Genomic DNA, 12,498 nt, shown 5'->3' with positions numbered 1-12,498 from the left:
TCTCGGTACGTCGTGCGTGCGTGGTGCTCCCGGCGTGCAGGAAGCGCTTTCTCGCTGTGCATGGGTGTGCGCGAAGTCGTACTTCGCACCGTTCAGCCCGCGTACGGGTCCTGCACCTTGCCCGGCCGGGCCAGAAACTCGAAGTCGCAGCCGGTGTCCGCCTGGGTGATCTGTTCGTTGTAGAGCGCGCCGTAGCCGCGCTCGTACCGGGTGGGCGGCGGGGTCCACTGCGCACGGCGGCGCTCCAACTCCTCGTCGTCCACGTTGAGTTGCAGGGTGCGTGCCGCTACGTCGAGGGTGATCGAGTCGCCCGTGCGGACCAGGGCGAGGGGCCCGCCGACGTGCGACTCGGGCGCCACGTGCAGGACGCAGGCGCCGTAACTCGTGCCGCTCATCCGGGCGTCGGAGATCCGCACCATGTCCCGTACGCCCTGCTTCAGCAGGTGGTCGGGGATGGGCAGCATGCCGTACTCGGGCATGCCCGGGCCGCCCTTGGGTCCGGAGCCCCGTAGCACGAGGACGCTGTCGGCGGTGATGCCGAGGTCCGGGTCGTTGATGGTCCGCTGCATGGTCCTGTAGTCGTCGAAGACGACCGCGCTGCCGGTGTGGCTGAGCAGGTGCGGCTCGGCGGAGATGTGCTTGATGACCGCGCCGTCCGGGCAGAGGTTGCCGCGCAGCACGGCGACTCCGCCCTCGGCCGCCACCGGGTTCTCCCGGGTGCGGATGACGTCGTCGTTGTGGACGAGCGCCCCGTCGAGCTGCTCACCCATCGTGTCGTACGAGACGGTCGGGCGGTCCAGATGCAGCAGGTCGGTGATCCGGGACAGGAACCCGGGCAGGCCGCCGGCGAAGTGGAAGTCCTCCATCAGGTACTTCTGGCCGCCGGGCCGGACGTTGGCCAGCACCGGGACGGTACGGGCGATGCGGTCGAAGTCGTCGAGGGTGAGCTTGACGCCCGCGCGGCCGGCCATGGCGATGAGATGGATGACGGCGTTGGTGGAGCCGCCGAGGCCGAGGACGGTGGTGACGGCGTCCTCGAAGGCCTCCGGGGTGAGGATGCTCAGGAGCTTCCGGTCCTTGTGGACCAGTTCGACGATCCGGAGCCCGGCGGCGGCCGCCATGCGGTCGTGCCCCGAGTCGACGGCCGGGATGCTGGAGGCGCCCGGGACGGTGACACCCAGCGCCTCTGCGGCGGCGGTGAGCGTGGAGGCCGTACCCATCGTCATGCAGTGGCCCGGCGAGCGGGCGAGACCGCTCTCCAGCTCGGTCATCTCGCAGTCACCGATCAGGCCCGCGCGCTTGTCGTCCCAGTACTTCCACATGTCGGTGCCGGAGCCGAGGACCTCGTTGCGCCAGTGACCCGGCAGCATGGGCCCGGCGGGCACGAACACGGTCGGCAGGTCGACGGAGGCGGCTCCCATGAGCAGGGCGGGGGTCGACTTGTCGCAGCCGCCCATCAGCACGGCCCCGTCGACCGGGTACGAGCGGAGCAGTTCCTCGGTCTCCATCGCGAGCATGTTGCGGTAGAGCATCGGGGTCGGCTTCTGGAAGGTCTCGGAGAGGGTCGAGACCGGGAACTCCAGCGGGAAACCGCCCGCCTGCCACACACCCCGCTTGACCGCCTGCGCGCGATCACGGAGGTGCACATGACAGGGGTTGATGTCCGACCAGGTGTTGAGGATCGCGATGACCGGCTTGCCCAGGTGCTCCTCGGGGAGGTAGCCGAGCTGGCGGGTGCGGGCGCGGTGGGAGAAGGAGCGCAGCCCCGACGAGACACCGCTGCCGTACCACTGGTGGCTACGGAGTTCCTCGGGGCGTTTTCCGCCGAGGGGCTCGTCCGTCGCGCCGTTCCTCGTGCTCTCGGTGTTCGTCACAGGGACCACCCGGCGGCTATCCCGGCGACCTCGGCCCGCTCGTCCTCGGGCAGTTCCCTGCTGGGCGGGCGGACCTCCCGGCGGCACAGGCCGAGCGAGGCGAGGGCCTCCTTGACGACGGTGACGTTGTTGGCGGAGCCGTTCGCCGCGCGCAGCTCCTCGAAGCGGCGGATCTGCTCCCAGACCTTCATGGCGCCCGGGAAGTCGCCCGATCGAAGCGCTTCGATCATGTTCAGCGAAACGGCCGGGGCGACGTTCACGAGCCCCGAGGTGAAGCCGGTGGCGCCGGCCGAGAAGTACGAGGGCGCGTACGGTTCCGCGAGCCCGGCCACCCATACGAAGCGCTCCAGCCCGGCGTCGCGGGCGAAGGCGGCGAAGCGGGCCGCGTCCGGGACGGCGTACTTGACGCCGATCACGTTCGGGCAGGCGTCGGCGAGTTCGGCGAGGCGGGCGCCGGTGAGCTGGGAGTTGCGGATGTACGGGACGACGCCCAGCTCGGGCACGGCCTCGGCGATGGCCCGGTGGTAGTCGACCCAGCCGCCCTGCGAGACGTACGGGTGGACGGGCTGATGGACCATCACCATCTGCGCGCCGACCGCGCGGGCGTGTTCGGCGGAGGCGATCGCGGTCGGCACGTCGTGCCCGACACCGACCAGGATCACGGCCCGGTCGCCGACCTCGTCCATGGTCAGCTCGGTGACCAGCCGCCGCTCCTCGGGCGTCAGCGCGTAGAACTCGCCGGTGTTGCCGTTCGGCGTGAGGGTGGTGACGCCTCCGTCGAGCAGCCGACGCAGCAGGGCCCGGTGGGCGCCCTGGTCGACGGTGCCGTCCTCGGCGAACGGAGTCACCGGGATCGCCACCACGTCGGCCAGGGCCGCCCGTTGGGTCTCGAACGTCACGCTGCTCATTGATGCCCTTCCTCTTCGAGGACTCGGAAACTCGTGGACTCGCGGACTCGTGGACTCAAGGACTCATGGACTCATGGACTCGGAGGATCACCGCTCCTCGTCGGCCTCGGGGAAGGCCCGTTCGACGAACGACGCGATGTGGGCGTGGAGGGCGGCGGCCGCGCCGTCGGCGTCGCCGTCGAGGGCGAGCCGCAGGATCTCGCGGTGCTCGCTCGCCTCCCGCTCCCAGGAGGGGTCGGCGGCCCAGGCGACGGCCGAGACGAGGGCCGCCTGGTCGCGCACCTCGTCGAGCATCCGGCCGAGCAGCGGGTTGCCGCACGGCATGTACAGCGAGCGGTGGAACTCCCGGTTGGCGAGCGAGCGTTCGGCGGTGTCCGTGGCCCGGTCGGAGCGGGCGAGCGCGTCCCGCGCCGCCTCCAGGGATGACCCGCGTCGCACGGCCCGCCGCAGGGCCTCCGGTTCGAGCAGCAGCCGTACGTCGTAGACCTCGCGCGCCATGTCCGCGTCCACCATGCGCACCGTGACGCCCTTGTACTGGCTCATCACGACGAGTCCGGTCCCGGCCAGTGTCTTCAGCGCCTCGCGCACGGGCGTCTTGGACACGCCGAACTGCGCGGCCAGCTCGGTCTCGACCAGGGCCTGACCGGGCGTCAACTGCCCGGTGAGGATGCGGTGCTTGATCGCGTCCAGCACGAACTGCGTGCGGGACGGGATCGGCGTGGGCACAGAGGTCATGCGCGCCTCTCGAATCTCACGTATGGGATCTCACGTATGGGATCTCCCATATCGCGTCTCATATATGACGTACGAAGTACGACGCGTTGAAGGTAGGAGGGGCCCTGTGTTTCGTCAATGCTTCTGACAAAAGAAGGTGCGGTTGCCGTCACACGATCTTGGTGTCGCCCTCACGCGCGGTGTCGGTCGGTCCCCCGAAGGCCATGGCGGCTCGCACCGTCGCCCGCTCCGGGGTGAGCGTCGGCCCCACGTGCGTGACGAGCAGTCGGCTCGCACCCTTCGCACAGGCGCCGGCGTCCTCGGGGGTGAGATGCACGCGGGGTTCGCCATCGCGATGCGCGTCGATGTCCGCCTCGCACAGGAACAGGTCGGCGCTCGCGGCGAGGGCGGGCAGCGCGTCGCAGGGCCCGCTGTCCCCGGAGTACGCGAGCACGCGCCCCTGGCATTCGGCGCGCAGCCCGTACGCCTCGGTGTCGTGGGCGACGGCGCGGGAGGTGAGGGTGAGGTTCCAGTGCTGGACGGTGTGCCCGTCGTACAGCGAACGGAAGTCGAAGACACTGTTCAGGAAAGCGGTGTCCGGCCGACCGAAGTATCCGGCGATCCGTCGGGCGCAGTCGGCGGGCGCGTAGACGGGGATCGGCGCGGGCAGGGTGAGCCCGCCGTACGCGAAGCCGTAGGCGGCGGCGAGCAGATCGGCACTGTGGTCCGCGTGCAGATGGGAGATCCAGATCGCGGTGAGCCGGGTGGGATCCGTGTGCCGCTGCAACTCGGCGAAGGTCCCGAACCCCGCGTCCACCCAGACCTCGGCACCCCCGCCGCGCACCAGATAGCCGGAGGCCGGGCGGCCGGGCTGCGGGTACGGGGAGGCGGTGCCGAGGACGGTGAGACTGAGGGGCATGGGGGGAGCGTACGGACACGGGACGGGGCTTGCGTCCCGTTTGGGTGTTCTTACGGCTTGCTGCTCCCGGGGGCCTCCTGCGCGCGCCCGGTGTGGTGCAGGATCTCGTCGGCCAGGCGGTCGTCGAGTGCCGTGGGCAGGGTGTGGCCCATGCCCTCGATCATGACCAGGCGGGCGCCGGGTATGGCGGAGGCGGTGGCTTCGGCGTGCGCGGGCCGGAACATCGGGTCCTCGGTGCCGTGCAGCACGAGCGTCGGCGCGGTGACGGAGGCCAGGTCCACGGTGGTGCCCGTGTCGGCGGCCCCGGCGAGCGTGTGGTTGAGCGCGGCCCGCAGATCACGCGCCCGCTCGTACACCTGCCGCTCCATCGCGCGGTACTCGTCCTCGGGGAACGGCAGCACCGGGCCGTGCAGCACCCGCCACAGCGGCATCCGGGCGGTGACGTATCCCTCCAGGCCCGCTTCCGGGTCGGGGAAGGCCGAGGCGAGCGCGGCCAGCAACTCGGGCCTGGGCGGCGGAAGTTCACCGGGGAGCGGAGGCAGCCCCGCCAGGACGCGCTGAACGGACGCCACCGTGTCCGTGCCGAGGGGCTGGGACGACAGGCTCGTCAGGGTCAGCACCCGGTGCGGGTGCGTGAGGGCCAGTCGCTGGGCGATGACGCCGCCGAGGGACGCGCCCACCAGATGGGCCCGTTCGGCTCCGAACGCGTCCAGGACTGCGAGCGCGTCGGAGGCCATGTCGGCGACGGTGTACGGCCGGGCCGCGAAGTCCACGACGGACGAGCGTCCGACGTCGCGGTGGTCGTAGCGGATGACCCGGCGCCCCCCGTCGACCAGCCGACGGACGATGCCGTCGTTCCACTGGACGCCCTGCGCCTGCGCGCCCATGACCAGCAGCACCGTCGGCCGGCCCGGGTCACCGAAGTCCTCGGCCCACAGTTCGAGGTCGCCCGCACGGACGATCCGCTCGCGCCCCGACAGGTACCCGTTCTTGAGTGTCTTCTCTTCATTTTCCTGCATGACCGTTCAAGATAATGACTTGGCGCGGAGACCGCACCCGATTTCCCGCATGTGCGCGAGGGGGCGAGGGGGCGAGGGGGCGAGTTGGACGCCATCGACGGATACGGGCACCCTGATCCCCATGGCCGGAGTCAAGGGGCAGGTGCAGAAGCGGGGCGTGGAGCGTCGCCGCGCCATGGTCGACGCCGCGATCGAGCTGTTCGCACGGCAGGGGGTGCGCGGCACCGGAGTGGCCGCGATCGCCGAGCGCGCCGGCGCCACCCCGTCCGCCCTCATCCACCACTTCGGCAGCAAGGACGGACTCGTACGAGCGGTCCTGGAGGAGGCCGACCGGCGCGCCCTGGCACGGCTGGACATCCCGCGGGACGCCGAACCCACCCTTGAGCAGGCCTTCGACTGGTTCCTGAGGGACGCCGAGCACACCGCCGCCACCGAACGCGAGCTGGCCGCCCTGCACACCACCCTCACCGCGGAGAACCTGGAGCCCGGTTCCGGGCTCCACACCTGGTTCCGGGACCGCGGCCGGGCGCTGCGGGCCCATCTGGTCTCCCTGTTCACGCGCGCGGTGGCCGACGGTTCGGCCCGCGCCGACCTGGACCCGGCGACCCTGGCCGCGGAGACGGCCGCGTTCATCGAGGGGGCCCATCTGCTGTGGCTCCTGGACCCCGAACAGGTGGACCTGACCGCCGTACACCGCAGCTATTTCGAGGGGTTGGCGTCCCGGCTCCGGCAACGCGACGACTCGGTGTTCTAGGGCACTTGCCCGATCCGCGCGGCGGCGCCTTAGCGCCACGATCACCTGCCATGACAGACACGAAGGCACGGCGGGCACGGGGGACCTGGGCGGTGGCGCGCGTCCTCAAGGACCGTGACGCGGGGCCGTATCTGGGTGCGGTGGTCGTCTCGGGCTTCGGTTCGTCGGCGATGTGGCTGGTGGCGGGCGTCTGGGTCAAGGACCTCACGGGCTCGGACGGCCTGGCGGCACTGTGCGCGTTCGCGCTCTGGGCCCCCACCCTCACCGGCCCGCTCCTCGGCACACTCGCGGACCGAGTGCGCCGCCGCCCCTTGCTCATCTGGACGAACCTGGCCCTGGCGGCCCTGCTCCTCCCCCTCGTCACCGTGGACTCGCGGGCCGCTCTCTGGCTCCTCTTCCCGGTCCTGTTGGTGTACGGCGCGGCGGGCGTCGTCCAGGACGCGGCCGAGTCGGCGCTGGTCGCCACGGCCGTGGACAAGGCGTTGCTGGGCGACTTCAACGGGCTGCGCATGACGGCCAACGAGGGCATGAAGCTGCTGGCGCCCCTGGCGGGCGCGGGCCTCTACACGGCGTACGGCGGCGCGACGGTGGTACTGCTGGACGCGACCACGTTCGTGGCGGCGGCGGGAGTGTACGCCTCGCTCCGCGTCCGGGAGCCGGAGCCGACGCCGCCGGTGACGGGCTGGCGCACCCGCACGGCGGAGGGCGCCCGCTTTCTGTGGCACCACGGGCGGCTGCGCCCCCTGGTCCTCGCCGGTGGCGCGACGATGCTGCTCTCCGGAGTCAACGGAGCGGCCGTGTACGCGCTGGTGGAGTCCCTGGGCCACACCCCCGCCTACGCGGGTCTCCTGTATGTGGCGCAGGGAGCGGGCTCGGTGGCGATCGGTCTGGCGGCGGGGCCCCTGCTGCGGCGGCTCGGCGAACGCCGCTTCGCCGCGTACGGGATCACCCTGACGGGCCTCGCCATGGCGCTCCGCGCGCTGCCCCACGACGTGGTGGCCCTCGCCTGCGCCGCGGCGATCGGTGTCGGGCTGCCGTGCGTACTGATCGCCGCGTTCACGGCGGTCCAGCGGGAGGCTCCGCCCGAGTTGCTGGGGCGGGTTGCCGCGACGGCCAACACGGTGCTGCTGGCGCCGACGGCGGTGGGGATGGCGGTGGGGGCGGCGCTGGTCGAAGTGGCGGAGGTGCGGGGGTTGTTGGTGGGGGTGGGGGTGGCGTGTGTGGTGCCGGTGGGTGGGCTGGTGTGGGGACGGGGGTGGTGGCGGGGGCCGAATGCCTCCGCACGGACATCGTCCTGAGAGAGCTTCGTCGCCCCCGCCGCCCCTGCCCGTCCCGTCCCTGGGGGCCACGCACCCAGACCCCGGGGAAGGTGTGTCGGCCGCCGCCCGGTGGGGCTTGTCGCGCGGTTCCCCGCGCCCCTGAAAAGCAACTGCGCGAGCAAGGCGGAACCCTTCGGATCACCCCACCTCCGCCAACGCCCCCCGCACAACCCCCAGATCCCCGTCCGACGCCAACCCCACGTGATAGAGCCGCAGTTCCGTCGCCCCCACGGATGCCGCCCGCACCGCGTCCTCCGCCAACGTCGCCGGGCTCCCGCCCATCCCCGACACGACAGGGAAGTTGGCGGCCAACACCGGCCCGGCAGCCGCCGCCCTCGCCTCCGCGAACGCGGCCACCGCCCCCACCCCACCCGCACACGGCACAACCACCCCGTCGGCCACCTCGAGGATGTGCGAGGCGTCCACCCCGGGGTTCGCCCCACAGCGATACGTCAACGGATCGGCGTGCAGCAGCACCTGGAAACCCGAAGGCGCGGCCGCCCGTACCGCCGTCACCGCCGCCTCCTGCAAGGAACGCGCGACCCCGTCCCGCCACACCCGCGTACCCGCCGCCCGCTCCGCACCGAGCAGCTTCTCCACCGACGCCCAGCCCTCGTCGGCCACCTCGCCCCGCCACACCGGCTCCAGGGCGTCACGGACGGCCGCCGCCAGCGCGTCGGCGGACAGGCCGACACCCTCGTACCCGTCCCGGCAGGTCCCGCAGAAGCACAGCGACATCAGGTACTGACCGGCGTCCCCGAGCCCCACCCCGCCCGTCTTGTCGTGGGCGTGCAGATGAGAGATGCCGTACCAGCCCAGGGACTCCAGCTCGGTGCCCAGCGCTCCGGGCCGGACCGCGGCCTCGACGGCCAGATCCACGAGGTACTCCCGCGTCGCCGGCTGCGCGATGCAGGGCGCCCACGGATACCGGTCCCCGTACGCGTTGACCACCGACGTCGACGGATGCTCCGCGCCCATCCGGGAGTTGTGCGCGAGGACCACCCAGGTGTGCACCTCCAGGCCGACGGACGACAGTGCCTCGGCCGCCTCCCCGAACGCGTCGCCGGGCGCCCACTCCCCCGCCGCGTACGGCCGCAGCGTACGACCCTCCCAGCGCTCGCCGACGGGGTACAGCACGGCCGCGTGCTCGGCGGTGACGATGCGGTGGCGGGGGTGCCGGGGGGTGAGCGCGCGTGTGGAGTGGTACGCGGAGGCGAGGGTCACCTGCCGTACGCCCAGCCCGGCGATCAGTTCCGCGGCCGCCGGGTCCCCGACCACGTCCCAGGGGTAGACGAACGTCGACGCCTTCACTTGTCCTCCCGCACCTTCTCTTGCTCCTCCAGCAGCGCGTACCCGCGCTCGATCAACCGGCCCAGCCGCTCGACGTGTTCCCCGGCCGGCTCGTGCAGCGGCGGCCGTACCTCTCCCACGTCCAACCCCCGTAGCCGTACCCCGGCCTTCACCAGCGACACCGCGTAGCCGCGCCCCTGGGAGCGGAGTTCGACGAAGGGCCGGTAGAAACCGTCGAGGAGCCGCCGCACCAACGCCTCGTCGCCCGACCGCAGCGCCTCGTGGAACGCCAGCGCGATCTCCGGCACGAAGCAGAACACGGCCGACGAGTACAGCGTGACGCCGAGGCCACGGTACGCGGGCTGGGTCAGCTCGGCGGTCGGCAGCCCGTTGAAGTAGAGGAAGTCATCCGGCGCCCCGTCCAGCCCCTCACCCGGCCCGTCAGCCGGCGCCTCGCTCCGCACCGCGCTCACGATCCGCTGCATCAGGTCCAGGTCGCCGACGCCGTCCTTGAGGCCGACGATCCCCTCCGTGCGGGCCAGCTCGACCACCGTCTCCGGTGTGAACACGGCGTTGTCGCGCTGGTAGACGATCACGGGGAGCGAGGTCGCGGCGGCCAGCGCGCGGTAGTGCCGCAGCAGCCCCTCCTGCGGCGCCACGACGAGGTACGGCGGCATGGCGAGCAGTCCGTCGGCGCCCGCCTCCTCGGCGAGGCGGGCGTAGCGCACGGCGAGCGCGGTGCCGTAACCCGCGCCGGCCACGACGGGCACCCGCCCGGCCGTCTCCGCCACCGCCGCCCGTACGCACTCCTGGAACTCCTCGGGCGTGAGCGCGTGGAACTCCCCGGTGCCGCAGCAGGCGAAGACGGCGGCGGCACCGGCCTCGACGCCCTGGCGCACATGCGCGCGGAACGCGACGAGGTCGACCGTGCCGTCCGGGCCGTACGCCGTGACGGGGAAGAACAGCGGCCCGCTGGGGACGCTGAGGCGGGCGGCGAGCGGGGCTGAGGTCACGGGCTCTCCCAAGTCCATGTGCGGTTCAGGTGTTCAGTCCACGCGGTCCATGCGGTCCATACGGTCCATACGACACATGCGGCCCATACGGCCCATGCGGTCCATGTGCCTGACCAGCGTCCATATTCATGAACATGACCACGCTAAGACGCCCTCTCGGGGCCGGTCAAGCGGACCGACCCCCGACACGCCAGCGGATCCCTCACCTCCGCGCCACACTTGACGCACGAGTCCCGCACTCCCTAGCGTGTCCACGAATGTGAATCATGGACGTACATGTGCACGGTTGACGATGCAAGGAGACCCGAGGATGCCCGCTCCCCGCACCGTTCTGCTCACCGGCGCCGCCGGCGGCCTCGGCACGCTGATGCGGGAGCTGCTCCCGGAGTACGGCTACGAGCTGCGCCTGCTCGATCTGCGCCCGATCGAGGGCGAGCCGGACGCGATCGTCGCCGACCTCGCCGACAAGGCGGCCCTGCGCGAGGCCGTACGGGGCGTCGACGCGATCATCCACCTCGCGGGCATCTCCCTGGAAGCCTCCTTCGAGAAGATCCTCAAGGCCAACATCGAGGGGACGTACAACCTGTACGAGGCGGCCCATGCGGAGGGCGTCGGGCGGATCGTCTTCGCCTCCTCCAACCACGCGGTCGGCTTCACGCCGCGCCCGCAGGGCGACGACCCCCTGATCCCCGTCGACACCCCGCACCGCCCGGACACCTTCTACGGTCTGTCCAAGTCCTTCGGCGAGGACCTCGCCCAGTTCTACTGGGACAAGCACGGCCTGGAGACCGTCTCCGTGCGTATCGGCTCCTGCTTCCCCGAGCCCACGAGCGTGCGCATGCTCTCCCTCTGGATGAGCCCGGCCGACGGCGCCCGTCTCCTCCACGCTGCCCTGACCGCCGAGCACGTCGGCCACACCGTCGTCTACGGCTCCTCCGCCAACACCCGCCTGTGGTGGGACCTGTCGAGCGCCCGCGCCCTCGGCTACGAACCGCAGGACGACTCCGAGCCGTACGCCGAGAAGCTCATCGCCGAGCAGGGCGAGCTGGACCCCGGGAACGTGGCCCACGCCAACCTCGGCGGCCACTTCGTGAGCGATCCCCCGATCTGGCCGTACTGAGACGCACGTGTGAGGTGGGCGGGTACCGAAAGGGCCCGTCCATCGTCGTGTTCGCCGCGGCCCCGTGCTGGACGTCCACGGCAACCGTTGACCCGAACGGCGTCGGGTAAGGGAACGGCAAAGCCGCTTGCATCGTTCACCAGGCATGACAGCTATGACCCCCGGCTCGAACACCCCGCTGCCCGTCGCCCGCGTCGCGGTGGACGTCGCCGCCCCCGTGCGGCTCGACGTATCGGGCCTGCTGCTCACCGCCGACGGCAAGGTGCGCTCGGACGACGACTTCATCTTCTACAACCAGCCGACCGGCCCCGGCGTGACGTACCGCTCCGGCGGCGGCACGACCCCCGACTCGATCACGGTCGACACGACGGCCGTCCCGCCGGGCATCGAGAAGATCGTCGTCACCGCCAGCCCCGACGCGGCGGGCCAGACCTTCCAGGGCATCGAGCCCACGGCCACGATCCGCAGCGCGGACGACGGCTCGGTGATCGCCACGTTCACCCCGCCCCAGCTGGGCACGGAGACCGCCCTGGTGGTCGTCGAGATCTATCTGCGCAACGGCGTGTGGAAGGCCCGCGCGGTCGGCCAGGGGTACGCCAACGGCCTCGCCGGCATCGCGACGGACTTCGGCGTCACGGTGGAGGAACCGGCGGCCCCCGCTGCCCCGGTCGCCCCACCCGCGCCCACCGTCCAGGCCCCGGTGACCCCGCCGGCCCCGCCCCTGGACCCACGCCTCGCGGCCGCGCCCCCGGTGCCCGCCGCCCCTCCGGCCGCGCCCGCCGCCCCCGCGCCCGGCTCCGGCAAGATCAACCTCGACAAGGGCCGCGTCAGCCTCCAGAAGAACCAGACGGTCTCCCTGGTCAAGGGCGGCCGCCCCTTCCTCTCCCAGGTCAAGATGGGCCTCGGCTGGGAGCCGGCGTACCGGGGCAAGGACATCGACCTCGACGCGTCCGTCATCGCGTACGGCCCGCAGCGCAACCACATCGACAGCTGCTACTTCGGCAAGCTGTCGATCGTGAACGGCGCGATCAAGCACTCCGGGGACAACCTCACGGGCGAGGGCGGCGGGGACGACGAGGTGATCGTGGTCGACCTCGGCCGCCTCCCCCAGGACGTCACCGGCCTGGTCTTCACGGTCAACTCCTTCTCCGGCCAGAAGTTCACCGAGGTCGCCAAGGCCTACTGCCGCCTCCTCGACGCCGCCACCGGCGAGGAACTGGTCCGCTTCGACCTCACCAACGCCGAGCCGCAGACCGGCGTGATGATGGCCAAGCTGATCAAGCAGTTCTCCGGCGAGTGGGAGATGACGGCCATGGGCGACTTCGTGAAGTCCCGCACGGTCAGAGGGATGGTGAAGCCGGCGGCCCAGTCGCTCTGAGGATCACAGGCGGGTGCGGGCGCCCACACCCGCCTGTGGTCACCTCGGCCATATCTTCGGCACCAGCGGCACCCGCCGAGGTGCCGGGCCAGTACGTCGTCGGGGTTCTCGCGGTATCCGACCCCCGCGTCCGCCTGATGGGAGAGCACATCGAGCGTCTCCCGACGACGGGGACCATCGGCTCGACCCG

11 protein-coding genes are annotated in these 12,498 nt (G+C 71.7%); 4 read left to right on the top strand and 7 right to left on the bottom strand.

Features of this window, described 5'->3' with window-relative positions:
- Nucleotides 1-92: 92 nt before the first annotated feature.
- The 5 genes from araD to SGFS_RS42900 form a co-directional block, all read right to left on the bottom strand.
- Nucleotides 93-1,874, bottom strand: coding sequence for an L-arabinonate dehydratase (gene araD / locus SGFS_RS42920; protein ID WP_286257789.1), 1,782 nt, complete (start codon nucleotides 1,872-1,874; stop codon nucleotides 93-95).
- A complete protein-coding gene (locus SGFS_RS42915) occupies nucleotides 1,871-2,782 on the bottom strand; it encodes a dihydrodipicolinate synthase family protein (protein WP_286257788.1) in 912 nt (303 codons plus the stop codon). The genes araD and SGFS_RS42915 overlap by 4 nt, the downstream gene beginning before the upstream one ends.
- 87 nt (nucleotides 2,783-2,869) lie before the next feature.
- Nucleotides 2,870-3,517 carry a GntR family transcriptional regulator gene (locus SGFS_RS42910; RefSeq protein WP_286257787.1) on the bottom strand — a complete coding sequence of 216 codons (648 nt, stop codon included), beginning with the start codon at nucleotides 3,515-3,517 and terminating at the stop codon, nucleotides 2,870-2,872.
- A gap of 148 nt (nucleotides 3,518-3,665) precedes the next feature.
- Nucleotides 3,666-4,415, bottom strand: a complete 750-nt coding sequence (locus SGFS_RS42905) for an MBL fold metallo-hydrolase (RefSeq protein WP_286257786.1) — start codon at nucleotides 4,413-4,415, stop codon at nucleotides 3,666-3,668.
- Between the two features lie 50 nt (nucleotides 4,416-4,465).
- Nucleotides 4,466-5,434, bottom strand: a complete 969-nt coding sequence (locus SGFS_RS42900; protein ID WP_286257785.1) for an alpha/beta fold hydrolase — start codon at nucleotides 5,432-5,434, stop codon at nucleotides 4,466-4,468.
- 121 nt (nucleotides 5,435-5,555) lie between these two features.
- Between SGFS_RS42900 and SGFS_RS42895 the strand changes: the two genes are divergently transcribed.
- Both SGFS_RS42895 and SGFS_RS42890 read left to right on the top strand, forming a co-directional pair.
- Complete coding sequence (locus SGFS_RS42895; RefSeq protein WP_286257784.1) at nucleotides 5,556-6,188, top strand: TetR/AcrR family transcriptional regulator; 633 nt, start codon at nucleotides 5,556-5,558, stop codon at nucleotides 6,186-6,188.
- Between the two features lie 50 nt (nucleotides 6,189-6,238).
- The gene (locus SGFS_RS42890) at nucleotides 6,239-7,486 is read left to right on the top strand and encodes an MFS transporter (protein ID WP_286257783.1); all 1,248 of its coding nucleotides are present in this window, start codon (nucleotides 6,239-6,241) and stop codon (nucleotides 7,484-7,486) included.
- A gap of 159 nt (nucleotides 7,487-7,645) precedes the next feature.
- Here SGFS_RS42890 and SGFS_RS42885 read toward each other — a convergent pair whose 3' ends face one another.
- The gene (locus tag SGFS_RS42885) at nucleotides 7,646-8,818 is read right to left on the bottom strand and encodes a hypothetical protein (RefSeq protein WP_286257782.1); all 1,173 of its coding nucleotides are present in this window, start codon (nucleotides 8,816-8,818) and stop codon (nucleotides 7,646-7,648) included.
- A complete protein-coding gene (locus SGFS_RS42880; RefSeq protein WP_286257781.1) occupies nucleotides 8,815-9,828 on the bottom strand; it encodes a 5-dehydro-4-deoxyglucarate dehydratase in 1,014 nt (337 codons plus the stop codon). The genes SGFS_RS42885 and SGFS_RS42880 overlap by 4 nt, the downstream gene beginning before the upstream one ends.
- A gap of 292 nt (nucleotides 9,829-10,120) precedes the next feature.
- Between SGFS_RS42880 and SGFS_RS42875 the strand changes: the two genes are divergently transcribed.
- Nucleotides 10,121-10,930, top strand: a complete 810-nt coding sequence (locus tag SGFS_RS42875; RefSeq protein ID WP_286257780.1) for an NAD-dependent epimerase/dehydratase family protein — start codon at nucleotides 10,121-10,123, stop codon at nucleotides 10,928-10,930.
- 154 nt (nucleotides 10,931-11,084) lie between these two features.
- Nucleotides 11,085-12,308: a TerD family protein gene (locus SGFS_RS42870; RefSeq protein WP_286260342.1), complete on the top strand. Its 1,224-nt coding sequence runs from the start codon at nucleotides 11,085-11,087 to the stop codon at nucleotides 12,306-12,308.
- The last annotated feature ends 190 nt before the right edge of the window (nucleotides 12,309-12,498 follow it).

The sequence above is a fragment of the Streptomyces graminofaciens genome, assembly GCF_030294945.1.
Classification (GTDB): domain Bacteria; phylum Actinomycetota; class Actinomycetes; order Streptomycetales; family Streptomycetaceae; genus Streptomyces; species Streptomyces graminofaciens.
Note: the sequence above shows the minus strand (reverse complement) of the source record. Positions and strands in the feature narration are given on the sequence as shown.

Coding starts and splice junctions, on each gene's coding strand:
- SGFS_RS42915 (WP_286257788.1), bottom strand. CDS start 2,782: ATGAGCAGCGTGACGTTCGAGACCCAACGGGCGGCCCTGGCCGACGTG.
- SGFS_RS42910 (WP_286257787.1), bottom strand. CDS start 3,517: ATGACCTCTGTGCCCACGCCGATCCCGTCCCGCACGCAGTTCGTGCTG.
- SGFS_RS42905 (WP_286257786.1), bottom strand. CDS start 4,415: ATGCCCCTCAGTCTCACCGTCCTCGGCACCGCCTCCCCGTACCCGCAG.
- SGFS_RS42900 (WP_286257785.1), bottom strand. CDS start 5,434: ATGCAGGAAAATGAAGAGAAGACACTCAAGAACGGGTACCTGTCGGGG.
- SGFS_RS42895 (WP_286257784.1), top strand. CDS start 5,556: ATGGCCGGAGTCAAGGGGCAGGTGCAGAAGCGGGGCGTGGAGCGTCGC.
- SGFS_RS42890 (WP_286257783.1), top strand. CDS start 6,239: ATGACAGACACGAAGGCACGGCGGGCACGGGGGACCTGGGCGGTGGCG.
- SGFS_RS42880 (WP_286257781.1), bottom strand. CDS start 9,828: ATGGACTTGGGAGAGCCCGTGACCTCAGCCCCGCTCGCCGCCCGCCTC.
- SGFS_RS42875 (WP_286257780.1), top strand. CDS start 10,121: ATGCCCGCTCCCCGCACCGTTCTGCTCACCGGCGCCGCCGGCGGCCTC.
- SGFS_RS42870 (WP_286260342.1), top strand. CDS start 11,085: ATGACCCCCGGCTCGAACACCCCGCTGCCCGTCGCCCGCGTCGCGGTG.